The sequence below is a fragment of the Elstera litoralis genome (assembly GCF_000963705.1).
Lineage (GTDB): Bacteria > Pseudomonadota > Alphaproteobacteria > Elsterales > Elsteraceae > Elstera > Elstera litoralis.
On sequence record NZ_LAJY01000013.1, the window covers coordinates 1 to 17,121 of the forward strand.

19 protein-coding genes, 1 tRNA gene and 3 pseudogenes are annotated in these 17,121 nt (G+C 61.4%); 4 read left to right on the top strand and 19 right to left on the bottom strand.

The genetic code is table 11. The features are described from left to right. Positions 1 to 523: 523 nt before the first annotated feature. The 7 genes and pseudogenes from VZ95_RS00810 to gatC form a co-directional block, all read right to left on the bottom strand. Positions 524 to 615, bottom strand: a tRNA-Ser gene (locus VZ95_RS00810). 89 nt (positions 616 to 704) lie between these two features. Beyond that, complete coding sequence (locus tag VZ95_RS29050) at positions 705 to 986, bottom strand: HAD family hydrolase (protein ID WP_052711360.1); 282 nt, start codon at positions 984 to 986, stop codon at positions 705 to 707. 19 nt (positions 987 to 1,005) lie between these two features. Then, positions 1,006 to 1,413, bottom strand: a pseudogene (locus VZ95_RS29055) (HAD family hydrolase); the annotation flags it as partial. After that, positions 1,385 to 2,191 carry a glutamate racemase gene (gene murI, locus VZ95_RS00820; protein WP_045774195.1) on the bottom strand — a complete coding sequence of 269 codons (807 nt, stop codon included), beginning with the start codon at positions 2,189 to 2,191 and terminating at the stop codon, positions 1,385 to 1,387. The gene murI and the pseudogene VZ95_RS29055, both read right to left, overlap by 29 nt. A 167-nt stretch (positions 2,192 to 2,358) precedes the next feature. Next, positions 2,359 to 3,820 (bottom strand): annotated as a pseudogene (gene gatB, locus VZ95_RS00825) (Asp-tRNA(Asn)/Glu-tRNA(Gln) amidotransferase subunit GatB). A 2-nt stretch (positions 3,821 to 3,822) separates the two neighbouring features. Further along, a complete protein-coding gene (gatA, locus tag VZ95_RS00830; RefSeq protein ID WP_198148012.1) occupies positions 3,823 to 5,310 on the bottom strand; it encodes an Asp-tRNA(Asn)/Glu-tRNA(Gln) amidotransferase subunit GatA in 1,488 nt (495 codons plus the stop codon). After that, positions 5,303 to 5,593, bottom strand: coding sequence for an Asp-tRNA(Asn)/Glu-tRNA(Gln) amidotransferase subunit GatC (gene gatC / locus VZ95_RS00835; RefSeq protein WP_045774197.1), 291 nt, complete (start codon positions 5,591 to 5,593; stop codon positions 5,303 to 5,305). Before gatC ends, gatA begins: the two co-directional genes overlap by 8 nt. 210 nt (positions 5,594 to 5,803) lie before the next feature. On the opposite strand from gatC, the gene VZ95_RS00840 reads away from it, so the two are divergent. Both VZ95_RS00840 and VZ95_RS00845 read left to right on the top strand, forming a co-directional pair. Further along, a complete protein-coding gene (locus VZ95_RS00840; RefSeq protein WP_045774198.1) occupies positions 5,804 to 6,058 on the top strand; it encodes a type II toxin-antitoxin system prevent-host-death family antitoxin in 255 nt (84 codons plus the stop codon). Then, the gene (locus tag VZ95_RS00845; RefSeq protein ID WP_045774205.1) at positions 6,051 to 6,476 is read left to right on the top strand and encodes a type II toxin-antitoxin system VapC family toxin; all 426 of its coding nucleotides are present in this window, start codon (positions 6,051 to 6,053) and stop codon (positions 6,474 to 6,476) included. The genes VZ95_RS00840 and VZ95_RS00845 overlap by 8 nt, the downstream gene beginning before the upstream one ends. On the opposite strand, the gene VZ95_RS00850 is transcribed toward VZ95_RS00845, so the two are convergent. The 4 genes from VZ95_RS00850 to VZ95_RS00865 are packed head-to-tail and all read right to left on the bottom strand — an operon-like array spanning position 6,473 to position 8,493. Beyond that, on the bottom strand, positions 6,473 to 7,072 hold the full coding sequence (locus tag VZ95_RS00850; RefSeq protein ID WP_052711361.1) for a LysE family translocator: 600 nt from the start codon (positions 7,070 to 7,072) through the stop codon (positions 6,473 to 6,475). The two genes, VZ95_RS00845 and VZ95_RS00850, sit on opposite strands and share 4 nt — an antisense overlap. A 30-nt stretch (positions 7,073 to 7,102) precedes the next feature. Beyond that, complete coding sequence (locus tag VZ95_RS00855) at positions 7,103 to 7,564, bottom strand: Lrp/AsnC family transcriptional regulator (RefSeq protein ID WP_045774199.1); 462 nt, start codon at positions 7,562 to 7,564, stop codon at positions 7,103 to 7,105. A 45-nt stretch (positions 7,565 to 7,609) separates the two neighbouring features. After that, the gene (locus VZ95_RS00860) at positions 7,610 to 7,969 is read right to left on the bottom strand and encodes a TfoX/Sxy family protein (RefSeq protein ID WP_052711362.1); all 360 of its coding nucleotides are present in this window, start codon (positions 7,967 to 7,969) and stop codon (positions 7,610 to 7,612) included. A 2-nt stretch (positions 7,970 to 7,971) separates the two neighbouring features. Next, the gene (locus tag VZ95_RS00865) at positions 7,972 to 8,493 is read right to left on the bottom strand and encodes a GNAT family N-acetyltransferase (RefSeq protein ID WP_052711363.1); all 522 of its coding nucleotides are present in this window, start codon (positions 8,491 to 8,493) and stop codon (positions 7,972 to 7,974) included. A gap of 50 nt (positions 8,494 to 8,543) precedes the next feature. On the opposite strand from VZ95_RS00865, the gene ruvX reads away from it, so the two are divergent. Together ruvX and VZ95_RS00875 are read left to right on the top strand one after the other, a co-directional pair. Further along, on the top strand, positions 8,544 to 9,032 hold the full coding sequence (gene ruvX / locus VZ95_RS00870) for a Holliday junction resolvase RuvX (protein ID WP_045774200.1): 489 nt from the start codon (positions 8,544 to 8,546) through the stop codon (positions 9,030 to 9,032). 100 nt (positions 9,033 to 9,132) lie between these two features. After that, a complete protein-coding gene (locus tag VZ95_RS00875) occupies positions 9,133 to 9,492 on the top strand; it encodes a PilZ domain-containing protein (protein WP_045774201.1) in 360 nt (119 codons plus the stop codon). On the opposite strand, the gene VZ95_RS00880 is transcribed toward VZ95_RS00875, so the two are convergent. The 8 genes and pseudogenes from VZ95_RS00880 to VZ95_RS29585 form a co-directional block, all read right to left on the bottom strand. Next, positions 9,493 to 10,551, bottom strand: coding sequence for a sulfate/molybdate ABC transporter ATP-binding protein (locus tag VZ95_RS00880; RefSeq protein WP_045774202.1), 1,059 nt, complete (start codon positions 10,549 to 10,551; stop codon positions 9,493 to 9,495). A gap of 25 nt (positions 10,552 to 10,576) precedes the next feature. Further along, positions 10,577 to 11,352 (bottom strand): annotated as a pseudogene (gene cysW, locus VZ95_RS00885) (sulfate ABC transporter permease subunit CysW). Between the two features lie 53 nt (positions 11,353 to 11,405). After that, positions 11,406 to 12,302 (bottom strand): sulfate ABC transporter permease subunit CysT, encoded by an 897-nt coding sequence (gene cysT, locus VZ95_RS00890; RefSeq protein WP_045774203.1) that lies wholly within the window; start codon positions 12,300 to 12,302, stop codon positions 11,406 to 11,408. A gap of 3 nt (positions 12,303 to 12,305) precedes the next feature. Next, a complete protein-coding gene (locus VZ95_RS00895) occupies positions 12,306 to 13,301 on the bottom strand; it encodes a sulfate ABC transporter substrate-binding protein (RefSeq protein ID WP_045774204.1) in 996 nt (331 codons plus the stop codon). Positions 13,302 to 13,326: 25 nt separating this feature from the next. After that, positions 13,327 to 14,259 (bottom strand): adenylyl-sulfate kinase, encoded by a 933-nt coding sequence (cysC, locus tag VZ95_RS26445; protein WP_408606053.1) that lies wholly within the window; start codon positions 14,257 to 14,259, stop codon positions 13,327 to 13,329. Next, positions 14,220 to 15,194 (bottom strand): GTP-binding protein, encoded by a 975-nt coding sequence (locus VZ95_RS26450; protein ID WP_232302424.1) that lies wholly within the window; start codon positions 15,192 to 15,194, stop codon positions 14,220 to 14,222. The genes cysC and VZ95_RS26450 overlap by 40 nt, the downstream gene beginning before the upstream one ends. Then, positions 15,191 to 15,535: a phosphoadenosine phosphosulfate reductase domain-containing protein gene (locus VZ95_RS29580; RefSeq protein WP_198148014.1), complete on the bottom strand. Its 345-nt coding sequence runs from the start codon at positions 15,533 to 15,535 to the stop codon at positions 15,191 to 15,193. Before VZ95_RS29580 ends, VZ95_RS26450 begins: the two co-directional genes overlap by 4 nt. Beyond that, complete coding sequence (locus tag VZ95_RS29585) at positions 15,435 to 16,802, bottom strand: phosphoadenylyl-sulfate reductase (RefSeq protein WP_456297661.1); 1,368 nt, start codon at positions 16,800 to 16,802, stop codon at positions 15,435 to 15,437. Before VZ95_RS29585 ends, VZ95_RS29580 begins: the two co-directional genes overlap by 101 nt. Positions 16,803 to 17,121 lie beyond the last annotated feature (319 nt).

Below are 17,121 nucleotides of genomic sequence, written 5' to 3' on the forward strand. Positions count from 1 at the left end.
TCTCCCTTTGTCATTTACCTTTCGGTTCGTTCCGGCTGATCTTGCCGTGAAAAATGAATAGCACTGTATTGGATTCGGTTGCACCTGTTTTTTCTTGACACAGAAGCGCACAAAAATTAGGCAAAACTACTCTGGCGGAAAGATGGGTCTTATTCGACGCATTACGCTGAAAATTTTGAAGAAAGCGCCTCGAACCGAGTTTTGCGGCGAAAATCTGAAACCCTCAAACAGATCGATACTTTTGACGTTTAGGCCTATATGCGTCTAATGAAACCGCTCTATGTGCCTAACGCATGGCTGAAAATTAACCATTACCCAAGATTTACCCAAAAACCCCATTCGATGCTTAAAAAAGCCTTATCCGAGAAAATCTTTAGGGATTATCAATCAACCTCTTGGGTAAATCTTGGGTAAAATCGTATGCGCTCGGTTGCCCTTTGATGCCCCCAATTGCCCCGGATATGAAAAAACCCCAGGGTTTCCCTGGGGTCTATCTTATTGATTTCATTGAAAAAGAAGAAGTTGGCGGAAGGGATGAGATTCGAACTCACGGTACGGTTTAACCCGTACAACGGTTTAGCAAACCGTCGCCTTCAGCCACTCGGCCACCCTCCCGCCGGAGAACACCGTTGTTGGTCAAGCTGATATTGACACGACGTATGCAAGGGAGTGTCTAGCCGCCGGAAGCCCCCCCTGTCAACCCGTTAGCGTTGGGGCAGGCTTTCGGCAGTGCTAACCCGCTGCAGTCCGGTGATCCAATCGCGCACGCTATGGAGATCGTCCATGACGTGATGGGCCACGTCGCGCAAGGCGTCGGTGGGGGCGATGAGGTCCGGGACCATGATGACGGTCATCCCGGCGGCGCGGGCGGCACGCAGACCGTTGGGGCTGTCTTCCAGGGCAAGGCAGCGGCTGGGATCGACCTTCAGCAGTGCGGCGGCTTTCAGGTAGCGGGTCGGGGGCGGGTTTGCCTGCCGCCACTTCATCGCCGCCGACGAGCCCGTGGAACCGGGGTAATAGACCGACCTTCGTCAGCTTCTGTTCGGCGGCTTTCCGCGCGGTCGAAGTGGCGACGGCGCGGGGCAGGGCGGCGGCGTCGAGATGGTCCAGCAGTTCGCCGACGCCGGTTTTCAGCGGAATGGCGTCATGGCCGCCGATGCCCTGCCAATGGTGCTCGATGCGGCCATAGAGGGCTTCATGGTCCCAGGACGGGCCGTAGACGCTCTTCAAGCGCTCTTCCGCCGAGCGGCGGTTGAGGCCGATCAAGGAGAGAAACACTTCATCATTCATTTCGACGCCGAGATCGGTCGCCGCCAACTGCCAGACGATGCGAAACATCCTCTCGCTATCGAGCAGCAGCCCATCCATATCGAAAATTACGGCGTCAAACGGCATCGAAGTCTTTTCCTTCATCAGGCGTCCAGGCCCCGAAAAACTTGGGGATACCGAGTCGCGCAAGGCAGGGTGATAGCAGGTGTGTATCCTCAGGAGCCGTGAAAAACCCGCAGGACGGACCCTCGGCCCAGTCGGGCACGACTTCAGCAACCCGCCGGGCAATGGCAGCGGCGCTATCGAGAAAGCTAAGCCCCGGCGCGGAATTTTCTAGGGCCACTCGGATCAGCGGGAAATGGGTGCAGCCGAGAATGATTGTATCGAGATCGGGAACGTCCGTGAGCGGGGCCAGTTCCTCGGCGACCGCCACCGGATCGAGCGCCCCGCCCCGCAGCGCCGCTTCCGCCATCAGCACGAGTTTGGCCGAGCCATGCCGATGCAGCGTTACACCCGCGCCGTGGCGAGCCATGAGATCATCGATATAGGGGCGGTTGACCGTCGCCGGCGTCGCCAATAGGCCGATCACGCCGCTGCGGCTCCCCTCGCACGCCGGTTTGACCGCCGGGACGGTGCCGATCACGGGGATGCTGAGCCGCGCGCGTAAAGCGGGCAGAGCAATCGTGCTGGCGGTGTTGCAGGCCACCACCAACCCACACGGATCGAGTTCGGCGCAGGTTTCGACCAGCAGGCTCTCGATGCGCGCTAGCAGCACATCATCCGCCTTGGTGCCATAGGGCAGCCAGGCGCTATCGGCCAGATAGGCAATCGCCCCCTGCGGCTTCTGTACCCGCAAAGCTTCCACGACGGACAGACCGCCGAGGCCGGAGTCGAAGATGAGGAGCGGGCGGGGAGGTGTCATCAGGGGCTCCGCCCCCGATACCCCCGCCAAAGGGCTAGCCCTTTGGAAACCATTTTCTTTGTCAAAGAATGGGTTAGGGGGAGGAGAGCAAGAAATACTCAAGAAAAAGGGATCGCCAAGGGGCAAGCCCCTTGGCTGGGGTTGTCAGGGGTAAAACCCCAGACAGATTACCCTTCCAGCTTTGCGCGCAGCAGATCGTTGAGCATCACCGGATTGGCTTTGCCGCCGGTGGCTTTCATGGTCTGGCCGACGAAGAAGCCGAACAGCTTGTCTTTACCGCCCCGGAATTCGGCGACCTTATCGGGGTTCGCCGCGAGGATGGCATCGATGGCCGCCTCGATGGCCCCGGTATCGGTGACTTGCACGAGCCCGTGCTTTTCAACGATATCGGCGGCGGCTTCACCCGTTTCCAGCATGATCTGGAACACGTCTTTGGCGATCTTATTATTGATCTTATTGCTAGAAATAAGATCGATCAAACCGCCCAAAGCTTCTGCCGAAACAGGGGGTTCTTCGATGGTCTTACCGAGTTTGTTGAGCGCGCCGAATAGTTCCACCGTCACCCAATTGGCGGCGATCTTGGCGTCGCGGCCTTGGGCCACGGCTTCGAAATAGAGCGCGGTCTCCTTTTCCGACACGAGCACGCTGGCGTCGTAACGCGACAGGCCGAGGGCCATATAGCGGGCGCGGCGGGCATCGGGCAGCTCCGGCATAGCGGCGCGGATGGCCTCGATCTGGGCCGGGTCGATTTCGAGCGGCAGCAGGTCGGGGTCCGGGAAATAGCGGTAGTCGTGCGCCTGCTCTTTGGAGCGCATCGCGCGGGTTTCACCCTTGGCGCTATCCCACAGGCGGGTTTCCTGGCGAATGCTGCCGCCATCTTCCAGAACTTCGATCTGGCGCCGGGCTTCATAATCGATGGCCTGCGCAACGAAGCGGATGGAGTTAACGTTTTTTGATTTCGCAGCGTGTGCCGAAGGGCTCGCCGGGGCGGCGCACCGAGACGTTGGCGTCGCAGCGCATCGAGCCTTCTTCCATATTGCCGTCGCAGGTTTCGAGATAGCGCAGGATGGCCCGCAGCTTCTTGAGGTAGGCGGCGGCTTCTTCGGACGAGCGAATATCCGGCTCAGACACGATTTCCATTAGGGCGATGCCCGACCGGTTGAGATCGATGTAGGAGAGGCGCGGGTCTTGATCGTGCATCGATTTACCCGCGTCCTGCTCCAGATGCAGGCGGGTGATGCCGATGTATTTTTCGCTGCCGTCGGCAAGATCGACGGTCATATGCCCGCCGGTCACGATCGGCTGGGTGAACTGCGAGATCTGATAGCCCTGGGGCAGATCGGCGTAGAAATAGTTCTTCCGGTCGAAGACCGAGAGCGTGTTGACGGTGGCATTGATGCCAAGGCCGGTCTTAATCGCTTGCTCGACGCACACCCGGTTGATGACGGGCAGCATGCCGGGCATGGCCGCATCGACGAACGAAACCTGTGCGTTGGCATCGGCCCCGAATTCGGTCGCAGCCCCAGAGAAGAGCTTCGCCTTGGAGATGACCTGGGCATGGACTTCCAGCCCGATCACGAGTTCCCACGGGCCGGTTTTACCCTGAATGATGTTCTTGTTTTCGGTCATGGTTACGCTCCCTGGCCGAAGGTGGGACGGGCGGTGAAGCTTGCCGCCGCTTCCAGCACGCCGCCGACGCGGATCACGGTTTCTTCATCGAAGGGCCGTCCGAGGATTTGCAGCCCCAGCGGCAGGCCATCGTTCGACAGCCCCGTCGGCACGGCCAAACCGGGCAGCCCGGCGAGGCTGGCAGGGACGGTGAAGACGTCGTTGAGATACATGGCGATGGGATCGTCATTTTTCTCATTCAGCCCGAAGGCCGGGGTCGGCGCGGTCGGGGTCAGCAGCACATCGCATTGCTCGAACGCCTTCTTGAAATCGTCGGCGATCAGGGCGCGAACCTTTTGCGCCTTCAGGTAATAGGCGTCGTAATAGCCCGCCGAGAGCACGTAGGTGCCGATGAGAATGCGGCGCTGAACCTCATGGCCGAACCCGGCGGCGCGGGTGTTTTCGTACATTTCATCCAGCGTATTGCCGGGCACGCGCAAACCAAAGCGCACGCCGTCGTAGCGGGCGAGGTTGGCGGAGGCTTCGGCGGGGGCGATGATGTAATAGGTCGCCAGCGCATATTTCGTGTGCGGCAGCGAGACCGAGACGATTTCCGCCCCCGCCTGCTTCAGCCACTCGATCCCCTGATCCCAGAGTTTCACGATTTCCGGGCTGGTGCCATCGACGCGATATTCCGCCGGAACGCCGACCTTGAGGCCGCGCACGTCGCCGGTCAGCGCCTTGGTGAAATCCGGCACGGCGATATTCGCGCTGGTCGAATCCTTCGGATCGAAGCCCGCCATGCTGTTCAGCATCAGGGCCGCATCCTTCACCGAGCGCGTCATCGGCCCGGCTTGGTCGAGCGAGGAGGCGAAGGCGACGATGCCCCAGCGCGAGCAGCGCCCATAGGTCGGCTTCAGCCCAACGATGCCGCAGAAGGCGGCGGGCTGGCGGATCGAGCCGCCCGTATCGGTGCCGGTTGCCGCCATCACGCCGCGCGCCGCCACAATCGCCGCCGAACCGCCCGAGGAGCCGCCCGGAACCAAATCAACATCCGAGCCCGCGCGCTTCCACGGCGAAATCACCGGCCCGTGATAGGAGGTGCCGTTCGACGAGCCCATCGCAAACTCATCGAGGTTGAGCTTGCCGAGGCTGATGGAGCCGGCGGCTTTCAGCTTGCCCGACACGGTCGACTCGTAAGGCGGCACGAACCCATCGAGAATATGGCTGGCTGCCGTGGTCCGCACGCCTTCGGTGCAGAACAGGTCTTTAATGCCGACAGGAATGCCTTCGAGCGCCCCGGCCTCGCCCTTCGCGCGGCGTACGTCGGAAGCTTTGGCAGCCTCACGCGCGGCATCGAAAGTTTCGGTGATATAGGCGTTCAGCGGGCGGGCGGCTTCCGAGGCGGCGATATGCGCGTCGGTCAGTTCCACCGAGGTGAAGTGTTTCGCGGCCAGCCCGTCCAGGGCCTCGGTAATGGTCAGATCGGTCAGTTTGCTCATCTTATTCAACGACCTTCGGAACAGTGAAGAAGCGGCCTTCAGCGGACTGTGGCGCATTCTTCAGAATTTTTTCGTGTTGATCGGGCTCGGTCACGACATCGTCGCGCATCGGCAATTTCATATTCACGACGCGGGCCAGCGGCGCCACGCCGTCGGTATTCACTTCGCTCAATTGCTCGATCCAGCCGAGAATCGCCGAAATTTCGGTGGCGAGCGACGCGAGGTCTTTTTCCTCAACTTTAATGCGGGCCAATGTGGCAACGCGGCGTACCGTGTCTTGATCCAAGGCCATGACGGGCGCGACCTTCCTGTAAACGGGTCTAAAAATAACAGCGTCGATTGCTAACACCCCTCGTGGGCGCGGTGCAACAGGGCTGCTTTTGTTTCGCAGGATTTCTTATCCGGCGATCCGAGGCAGGAGGGTTGAACGTTTTTCAATTGTTCAAACTTTTAAAAATAATATAATTTTCATCGAAAACCTCCCCAAGAGCGGACCTACGGAATGCAAACGCACGAAATGACCGGCCGCGAATTCGTCAGCGGCGTCGCCACGGCGAAGCGCCTCGCCTCGGACGGTAACGCCGTAATTATCACCAACCACAATAAACCCACTCATGTTCTGCTGTCGGTCGAGACCTATAACCGCCTTGTTAGCGAACGGGTGCCGACGCATCTTTATTTTGCCAGCGCGGGACAGACCGACGCCGAATTGCCCTCGGTCCGCATGCCTCTGCGCGTTGCCGACCTCGATGGTTAAGTACCTGCTCGATACCAACGTTATCTCGGAACTCCGCAAAGGTGGGCGGGCCAATAGCCGCGTGCAAGCTTGGGCCAGCCCAAAAGACCCCGATCGTTTCTATCTTTGCGCTATTACGCTGTTCGAAATCGCTGCCGGGGCCAATCATCTGCGCGGGAAGGGCGATGAGGGCGGCGCGCGGGTCTTCGAGGCCTGGACTAGCACTATCCTGATCCCGAAGTTTGGCGAGCGTCTGTTGCCGCTCACCCCGAGTATTTGCCTTGCCGCTGCCGAGCTTCTCGGCAGCAAAGGGCCGCCAAGTGCCGATCTCTTGATCGCGGCAACGGCGAAAGTGCATTCCTGCGTTCTTGTGACCCGCAATGTTAAAGACTTCTCCGGGTTCAATCTGATGGTCGAAAACCCCTTTGAGGCGCTTTAAAAGCCGCTCTGGGCCGCTTGCAGCAGTGTCCAGACGCCAAAACCCAGTAGCCCCAGAGCGGCAAGCCCGTTCATCAGGGCCATTCGGCGCGGTGAGAGGCGCGGGCGCAGCCATTCGGCGACAAAGACCAGCAGCACCAGCGTTCCGCCGGTCGAGGCCACCAAACCGCCCGCCAGCGCGAACCGTTCCCCCAGCCCCGCCTCCAGCCCGCCTAAGGAACTAAACAGCCCGCCGAAATAGATCACGGTGAGCGGATTGCTCAGCGTCAGCGCCATGACCGTAATCGTATCGCCGAGAAAACTCGTCTCCCGCGTGGCGTCCGCCGCTTGGCGCACTGCGTTCCGGCTGTTCCACGCGGCCCAGGCCAGCCAGAGCAGCAGCAGGCCGCCGCCGATCTGCATCGGCAGGGAAATCGTTCGTGCCCAAACGCCGAGGGCGGCAAGGCTAAAGAGGGCGATCAGTGCATAGGTCGCATCGGCAATCGACGCCCCCAAGGCCACGGCAAACCCGCGCCGGATGCCGCCTTGCAGCGTGCGGTCGAGGCAGAGCAGGGCAATCGGGCCGACCTGAACGGCAAGTAACAGCCCTAAGGCCAAGCCTGAAGAAAGAAGCTCATCATGATAAATTTAGGCTTTCGGCGCGGGGAGAATCGGCAAGCTATGGGTTTCCTTCGCCGTGGAGAGCGCTAGCATCGTGTGGCTCCGCACGACGCCCGGTTGTCGCTTGATCCGCTCGGTCAGCACCGCTTCAAGACCCGCCACCGTTGCGGCACGGATTTTGAGCAAATAGGACCAGTCGCCGGTAATATGGTGGCATTCCAGCACCGCCGGTTCCGCACTCATCGCCTGCCGGAAGCCGTCATCGCGCTCGGGCCGGTCCAGCCCGACGAAGACGAAGGCGAGTAGGGTGAGGTCGACCGCCTGGGGATCGGCCACCCCGACGATCTTAATCGCGCCGGAGGCCGTCAGCCGCCGCAGACGCTCGTGGACCGCCGATTGGCTCAGGCCCGTTTCGGCGGCCAACAAGGATTGCGGCAGGCGGCCTTCCTGCTGCAAAAGGGAAATCAGGGTCCGGTCAATCTCGTCCATAACCAGATAGTAAAACTGTTTTTTATGTTTCTCAACGATAAATTATTACTTATTTATCGATTCTACAGATCTTTTCGCGGCTTCAGCGGCGAGATTAGCCCAAGGCTCCATCGTGTCGGGCGTGTCCCAGGTATCGGAAACCCGGTAGTAGGACATAACCGTTACCGTCCCCGTCGCCTTACGATAGCTAAACGGCGGTAGACCCTCGGCAGCAAAGAGCGGGGCCGTGAGGGGATCGGTTTTCAGATAGAGCGCCGCCGCGTCCCACAGGGCGATCATCTGGTCGTCGAGATAGAGGCCATAGCCGCCGAACATGGCGCGCGGGCGCACTTCGCCGCGATCGGCGAGGCACGCTTGCAACAGGGTAACGGCCTGACTGACCGGCGCGGGGAGGGGTTTGGCCATGATTACCGCCGTAACAGATGAATGGTCTCGCCCCGCAGAATTGCAGTTTCGCCCAACCTGAAACCGAGTTTCTCGGCAACGCGAATGGACGGGGCATTTTCTGGAGAAATGATGCAAAAAGCCGGAGGCAATTTTTCCGCTTCCGCCCAGGCGATGACGGCTTGCATCGCCTCAGTGGCGAAGCCTTTGCCCTGATAGTCGGGATGAATGGTCCAGCCCGCCTCAGGGATGCCCTGCATCGGCGGCTCCATCTCGCGCCGATAGTCGCCGAGCCCCGCGCTGCCGATGAAGGTGCCGGTATCGCGCGTTTCAAGCGCCCAATAGCCGAACCCCAGCGCCGCCCAATGCCCGATGTGGCGCAGCAGCCGAAACCAGACATCGTGTCGCGTTCCGATCGCCCCGCCGCCAATGTGACGGACAACATCGGGATGGGTCCAAAGCTCGATCATCGCCTCCCAATCGTCGATGGTATGCATCCTCAGGCGCAGGCGCGGGGTTTCCAAGGTTGGGGCAAGGGGCGGCACGGAGGCTCTCCAGCATTGTTTCAGTTGGGCTTCCAGTGCTAGGACAAGGCATGGCTCTTGTCGATCTTTCCGAACTCGCCGCTGTGCTCGCAACTCGGCGGTACCGCCTGCTGGGGCTCGATCTTGGCACCAAAACCATCGGTCTTGCGATCTCCGACGGGCTCGGCCTATCGGCAACCCCGGTGGAGACGATCCGCCGGACCAAGTTTACCGCCGATGTGGAGGCCTTGCTGAAGCTCTGCAAAGCGCGCGAGGTCGGCGGGCTGGTCATCGGCCTGCCGGTGAATATGGACGGCTCGGAGGGGCCGCGCGCGCAATCGACGCGGACCTTCATCGATAATCTCTCGGAGAAAACCGCCCTGCCGATGGCGCTGTGGGACGAGCGGCTGTCCACTGTTGCCGTGACGCGGCTCATGCTGGAAGCCGATCTGTCGCGCGCGCGCCGGGCCGAGATTGTCGATAAGATGGCGGCAGCCTATATCCTGCAAGGGGCGTTGGAGCGGCTAAGGGCCTTGGCCGCGCGCGGCCCTGAGCTGTGATGCCACAGCTGTGATGAAAGACGAACAGATAGCTTTTGTGAATTGATTTTAAACGGGTTTGATCCTAGTATGACAGGAACGATCTTTCGGAGGCGTTGCCATGTCCACTCTCGTCGTGACGCGTCAAAAGCCGGTTTCCGGTCCCCGCCCGCGCCGGGGCAATCAGCGCATGGTCACGCCGCGCCTGACGGTGAAAATCCAGGGCCATTATTATGAAACCCTGGATTGGTCCTACGGCGGCTTACGACTGAAACTGCCGCCCACAGCCCCGGTGCCGCAAACGCCGCTGCTGGGGATCATCATCGGCCCGAACGACGATATCGCCGTGTTTTCCGGCGGCGTTGCCCGCGTGGACGATAAGGGCCAAGCGCTCTCGGTCTCCTTCGCCGAGATGAGCGACTATGGCTATGATCTGCTGGATCGGCTGGTTCGGGAAAAGCTGATCGCCCCCGACCTATAGTCACGCCGCCACGAACAACCCGCCGCGCACCGTGAGCGAAACGCGCTCGCCCGGGGTTGGTACCAGATCGATGCTGGGGCCGCGCGGAACTTCGACGTGCAAATTCTGCCCATCCTGGGTTTCCACCTCCACCCGCAGCATCGCGCCGACCAAGGAGACATGGGTCACGGTGGCGATGCCGTGCGGATCGGGGGTCAGGCTCAGCAGATGCGGCCGAACGAAGAGGGTGCCATCGTCGGCCTCGCGGGCGGTTTCGGCGACATTGATGCGCGCGGCCTCGGCAATAGGGGTGTTCTGAACCCGAACGCGGCCCGCTTGCAAAGAGGCGCGTAACTCATTGGTTTCGCCCAAGAAGCGATAGACGAAGGCATTGGCGGGCGAATCGTAGAGTTCCTGCGGTGCGCCGATTTGCTCCACCCGGCCTTGCCCCATCACCACCACCCGGTCGGCGAGATCGAGCGCCTCTTCCTGATCGTGAGTAACGAAAACCGTGGTCATTCCTAAGCGGCGGTGCAGGTCGCGCAGCCAGCGCCGCAGTTCCCGGCGCACTTTGGCGTCGAGCGCGCCGAACGGCTCATCGAGCAGCAAGACTTGCGGTTCGATGGCAAGCGCGCGGGCGAGCGCCACGCGCTGCCGCTGACCGCCGGAGAGTTGCGCCGGGTAGCGGTCCGCCAGCCAATCGACTTGAACAAGTGCAAGCAAATCATTGACGCGTTTACGGATTTCGGCTTCCGGCGGGCGGGTCTTGCTCGGGCGCACGCGCAAACCGAAGGCGACATTCTCGAACACGCTCATATGCCGAAACAGGGCGTAATGCTGAAAGACAAAGCCCACATCGCGGTCGCCCGGCAGGTTCCCCGCCACATCTTTTGCGCCGAAGCGGATCGAGCCCGCGTCCGGCTGTTCCAGCCCCGCCAGCAGGCGCAGCAGCGTGGTTTTCCCGGAGCCCGACGGCCCCAGAATCGCCATCAACTCGCCGGTGTGAATGTCGAGATCCACCCCGTGTAGAGCGGTGAAACTGCCGAAGCCTTTGACTAGGCCGCTAACGGTAATATCCATGACGGACCTCCAAGGCGTTCGGGGGTTAAGGCGCGCGCTGTTCGCGCCGTTCCAAGACGGCGTCGAGCAAGCTTTTTGCAATCAGTGTCACCAATGCCAGCAAGGCCAGCAGGGAAGCGACGGCGAAAGCCCCGTGAACGCATATTCGTTATACATGATTTCAACGTGCAACGGCATGGTGTTGGTCTCGCCCCGGATATGGCCGGAGACGACCGAAACCGCGCCGAATTCGCCCATTGCCCGCGCGTTACAGAGCAGCACGCCGTAAAGCAGCCCCCAGCGGATATTCGGCAGGGTGACACGCCGAAAAATCTGCCAGCCGGAAGCGCCCAACACCCGCGCCGCCTCTTCCTCCTGCCGTCCTTGCTCCTGCATCAGCGGCAACAGTTCGCGGGCGACGAAGGGAAAGGTAACGAAGATCGTGGCGAGGATGATAGCAATCGGCGTGAACAGAATCTGAATATCATGGGCGCGCAGCCACGGCCCGAACCAGCCCTGCAAGCCGAACAAGAGCACGAAGATCAGGCCGGCGATGACCGGCGACACCGAAAACGGCAGATCGATCAAGGTGATGAGCAGGCTCTTGCCCTTGAAGTCGAACTTGGTGATCGCCCAGGCCGCCGACACCCCGAAGATCAGGTTCAACGGCACGGCGACGGCGGCGGTCAGCAACGTTAGCTTGATCGCAGCCCAGGCGTCCGGATCGGTCAGCGCGGCAACATAGGCCCCGATGCCTTGGCGCAGGGCTTCGGCAAACACCAGCACCAGCGGTAAAACGACCAGCCCGGTCAGAAACAGCATGGCGACGGTAATCAGGATATAGCGCACCCAGCGCGGCTCGGTCGGCGGGGCCATCATTGCGCCTCCTCATAGCGGCGCGACCAGCGTTGCAAGCCGTTCAGCGCCAACAGCATGAGAAAGGCAAAACTCAGCATGATGGTTCCGATGGCGGTCGCTTCGGCGTAGGAGAATTCTTCGAGCTTAATCACGATCAGCAGCGGCGCGATTTCCGAGACCATCGGTAGATTCCCGGCGATGAAGATGACCGAACCATATTCTCCCACCGCGCGGGCGAAGGCCAAGGCGGCCCCCGTGACGAGGGCGGGGAACAGGGAGGGCAGGATTACCCGGCGCACGGTCTGCCAGCGGCTCGCACGCAGGCAAAGGGCCGCTTCCTCGATCTCCGGGTCAAGATCGGCCAGAACCGGCTGCACCGTGCGCACGACGAAGGGAAAGCCGACGAAAATCAGCGCGACGATCACCCCCAACGGCGTATAGGCGACCTGAATCCCGAGCTTATCCAGCGGCGCGCCGAGCCAGCCGTTTTGGGCAAACAGCGTAGTGAGCGCGATCCCGGCGACCGCTGTTGGCAGCGCGAAGGGGATATCGACTAAAGCATCGGCGATTCGGCGACCGGGGAAGCGGTAGCGCACCAGCACCCAGGCGATGATCGAGCCGAAGACGGCATTAATCAGCGCCGCGATCAAGGCCCCGCCGATACTGAGCCGCAGGGCGGCCAAGACGCGCGGGGTACTGATGGCATTGAAGAAGGCATCCCAGCCCAGAGTTGCGGTTTTCAGGATCATGCCGCCGAGCGGGATCAGTACGATGATGCTGAGCCAGAACAGGGTAAGGCCCATCGTCAGGCCGAAGCCCGGTAGAACGGAGGCCCGCTTCCACACCCACCGCCGCCGATAGGTCGGCGACGATGGGAGCGAGGCGGTCTCTACGGTCGGAGGAAGCGAGGTCATGCCTTACTTTATGATCTCATCGAACGTGCCACCATCAGAGAAATGCGTCTTTTGCGCATTCCGCCAGCCGCCGAACTGCTCGTCGATCGTCACCAGGGTCAGTTTCGGGAATTTATCGGCCACTTTCTCGGCCAATTCGGCCAAACGCGGGCGATAATAATGCTTTGCGCCCAAGGCTTGCCCTTCCGGCGTGTAGAGGAACTTCAGATAGGCTTCGGCCACGGCACGCGTGCCGCGCTTATCGGCCACCGAATCGACGATGGCGACGGGCGGTTCGGCCAGGATCGACAGCGACGGAATGACGATGTCGAACTTATCCTTGCCGAGCTCGTTCTGCGCCAGGAAGGCTTCGTTTTCCCAGGCCAGCAGCACGTCGCCGATATTGCGCTGAACGAAGGTGATGGTGGAGGCGCGCGCGCCGCTATCCAGCACCGGCACGTTCTTGAACAGCGCGCGGACGAAATCCTTCGCCTTCGCCTCATTCCCGCCCGGCAGCTTGAGCGCATAGGCCCAGGCGGCGAGATAGTTCCAGCGCGCCCCGCCCGAAGTTTTCGGGTTGGGCGTGATAACTTTCACGTCTTGGCGCAGCAGATCGTTCCAATCCTTCACGGCCTTCGGGTTATTTTTGCGGACCAGAAAGACGATGGTGGAGTAGAAGGGCGTCGAATTATCGGGGAACTGCGTCTGCCAGTCCGGGCGCAGCAACTTGTTATTGGCGATTTCATCGATGTCATGGGCGAGCGCCAGGGTAACGACATCGGCGGCGAGACCGTCGATGACCGAACGGGCCTGCTTGCCCGAACCGCCGTGCGACGCCTTCACCCTCAGTGTATCGCCAGTCTTGGCCTTCCATTGCTCGGCGAAAATCTTATTCGCTTCGGAAAAGAGTTCGCGCGTCGGATCGTAAGAGACGTTCAGCAGCGAGATATCGGCGGCAAAACTGGGCGCGGCGGCGAAAGCCAGCGCCCCCACAAGCAGAATCCGGCGGAATAAGATCATTGGAGCTCCGTCGGGGACAAGGGGATCAAATATAGGCGGGGCCTAATACGTAATTCTCATTTCGCCGGGCGAGCTGCGCTTCCGCATAGGTCAGCAGCGCGTCCGTGGCGTCCTCCAGCGAAAGTTTGGCCGTATCAAGCCGCAACGCCGGATCTTGGGGGGCTTCGTAAGGGGCAGAAACCCCGGTGAAATTCGGGATTTCGCCCGCTTTGGCCCGTTTGTACAGGCCTTTCGGGTCACGCGTAATACAAGTTTCTAGAGGAGCATCCACGAAAACTTCGTGGAAGTCATCGCCAATGATCGTCTCCGCCAGATCACGGTCGGCTTGGCGGGGCGAAATCAGGCTGGCGATGACGATTAACCCGCTATTCGCCATGAGTTTTGCGACTTCCGCCGTACGCCGCACCTGTTCGGCCCGGTCATCAGCGGTGAAGCCAAGATCGCGCGACAGGCCAAGGCGCAAAGTATCGCCGTCGAGCACGGTCGCAAGGCGGCCCTGATCGGTCAGTTTCCGCAAAAGTCGCTGAGCAATCGTCGATTTGCCGGAGCCCGATAGGCCGGTCAGCCACAGAACCCCGCCGCGATGGCCGTTGAGGGCCGCGCGTTCTTCCGGGGTTACGCTGGTTTCCGGGGCTGAGAGCACGACTTCCGTCAACTCCTCGACAATGCCGCCGCCGACCAAGCGATAGTCCCGCGCCAACACGGCCCGGCCCAAGCGGGGGTTATCGGCGAAGCGATCCCCCAGAATCGGGCGGCGGCTGTGCAGCGTGACGCGCGCAATGCCGCCGCTTTCAAGCTGGCCGGGGCCTTCGGACTGGTCGAGAGCCAGACTATCAAGGTCCAAGGCCTCGTCAATCCGGCGCACAGTGGCTTCGTGGGAGCCTGTGCCGATGCGTAAAGTTACTCGGTCGCCCTCGTTCAGCGGGGTCCGGTCGAGCCAGAAAATCCGCAGCGTGATGAGATGGCCTTGCCGGGACGAGGGGGCGGCTCGGTAATCAGCGCGCCGCGTTCGACGAACACATCTTCATCGACCGCCAGCGCCACGCTTTCGCCCGCAATCGCCGAGAGTTTTGGCACCGAGAGGTTCCAGCCCTCTAGCGCCGCCACCTTCACCGTGCGATTGCCGGGCGTAAGGCGAATGGTATCGCCAACGCGCAACCGCCCGGTTTCGATGCGGCCGACGACGATACGCCGCTCACCGCGCCGATAGAGGTCCTGCACCGGCAAGCGTAAGGGCTGCGCCGCGAGGCTCGGACGCGCGGTGAAAGCGTCCAGCGCTTGCAGCAGCGATGGGCCGTGATACCAGGGGGTTTTCGGGCCGTTAGCGATAATGCCGTCGCCGTGGCGGGCGGATATCGGAATAAGGGCGGTCGGATTAATGCCGATGGAGCGCAGGTAACCGCCGACCTCGTCCACCACCGCGCCGAAGCGGGTTTCGTCGTGATCGATCAGATCAATCTTATTCACGGCGACCGCCACTTGGGTAATCCCCAGCAGGCGCAGCAAATAGGCGTGGCGGCGGGTTTGTTCGGCCAAACCGGCGCGGGCATCGACCACCAGAATCGCGGCATCGGCGGCGGCGGCCCCCGTGACCATGTTCTTAAGGAACTCCTTATGCCCCGGCGCGTCGATAATCACATAGCGGCGGGCTTCGGAGGCGAACCACACTTGCGTGGTATCGAGCGTAATCCCCTGGTCGCGCTCAATCTGCAACGCATCGAGCAGATGCGACCATTCGAACACCGACCCGCGCTTATCGGAGGAGGCTTGCAGCGCCTCGACCGCCCCCTCGGCCAAAGCGCCGGTTTCATGCATCAAGCGCCCGACGAGGGTGGATTTCCCGTGATCGACGTGGCCGACGATGACGATGGGAAAAGCAGTATGCTGGCTCATAGGTACCCCCCGGCGCGCAGGCGTTCGAACACATCTTCGGATTCATGGTCCATCGTGCGCCCGGCCCGTTCGGAGGTGCGCGTCGCCGCAAGCTCGGCGATGACTTCGGCGATGGTGCTGGCCTCGCTGGGGAAGGGCTCGGTGATGCCCTTTTCCCCGAGCGAGCGGAAGCGCTTGCCGTTCTTGGCGAAATACAGCTCGCACACGGGAATGCCCTCGCGTTCGATGTACCGCCAAATATCAAGCTCGGTCCAATGCAGCAGCGGATGGATGCGGATATGGGTGCCGGGCGGGAAATCGGCGTTGAACTGGTCCCAGAACTCCGGCGGCTGGTCGCGCACGTCCCAGGTGCCATCCAGCCGCGCGGGCTGAACACGCGCTCTTTTGCCCGCGTCGCCTGCTCATCGCGGCGGATGCCGCAAAAATGCCCGAGAAACCGTAGCGTTCGACCGTTTGGGCGAGGCCTAGGCTTTTGCGCGCCGCCACCCGCGCGCCGGGCGGCAGGGTTGGGTCGGTCGCTTCAATCGGCGGGCAGGAATCGGCGATGAGGTTGAGGTTCCATTCCTTCGCGTACGTGTCGCGGAAGGCATAGGCTTCGTCGAACTCAAGGCCCGTATCGAGATGGGCGACGGGGAAGGGGATTTCCCCCAAGAACGCTTTGCGCGCCAGCCAGATCATCACGTTCGAATCTTTGCCGAGCGACCACAGCAGCGCCAGCGGGCGAATGCGGGCGAAGGCTTCGCGGAAGATGAAAATGCTCTGGGCTTCCAGCGCGTCGAGATCGGTTAGACGCTCGGGCGCGAGGAGGGGCGACGATTGCGCCTGCGGGAAATGGGACACGCGTTCACCTGATCCAGAAATAGAGACTTGGGAAGGTTTGGGGGTGGGGAGAGGCGTTACCCCCGGCGAGGCTTGGTGAAGACCGCATTCGATCTTCTCCCGCCCGCGCCAGCGGCCAGCGCGCGCCTCCTCGCCTTCGGCAACGGGGGTCGTACAGGACATGCAACCAATGGACTTATACCCGTGTTCGACCAGCGGGTGCACCGGAAGACTATGCGCCAACCGATAGGCTTCGATCTCCTCCGCCGACCAATCGGCCAGCGGCGAGAGTTTAACGCGTCCGTCTTCCTGCTCGACCGCCGCAATCCCGCGCCGCGTATCGGCCTGATCGCGGCGGCGGCCATTGGCCCAGGCGCTAAAGCCGGTCAATGCGTGCGCCAGCGGATCGACCTTGCGGATCGCGCAGCAGGCGTCCGGGTCTTGATCGAACAGCAGGCCCAGCGGGTCGCGGGTTGCGATTGCAACCGCATCGGGCTTCAGCAGACGAACATCGGTGAGGCCGAGTTGCGCCGTCAGGGTTTCGCGGTAGCGGTGCGTGGCGGGAAACAGCTTTTCGGTATCGAGCGTGAGCACCGGAATGCGCGGATCGACGCTGGCAGCAAGGTGCAACAGCACCGCCGAATCGGCCCCGAAGGAGGAGACAATGGCAAAGCCTGGGCCGTGCTCCTGCCAGGTGGCGCGGATCAAATCCTGGGCCGCGACCGTGCGGCTTGCCGCAGGTGTATTGGCGCGGAGGATCGTCGCTTCTGGCGCTGCATACCCTGGCATCGGCTTAGGTTCTCCGGCGTCGGAAGGGGCGAAAGCTCGCCTTCCCGGTGATCTGGTTTCGCCAAATTACAAACTTCAGTTCCGCTCTGTCTATAAAAAAACAATTCACATCAGTGAATGTTAAAATAAATCAACATGAGTTTCGTGTTTTATATCCGCAACCGCACGAATTGACCATCTGCCGAGGGGGCCGCTATAAGCAGCCGTCCAAGTCAGAGTGAAACATGCAGATCACCGATACAAAAATTCCCGCCGTTAAACGCATTGTGCCGAAAAAACATGGGGATGCGCGCGGTTATTTCATGGAAACCTTTTCTGA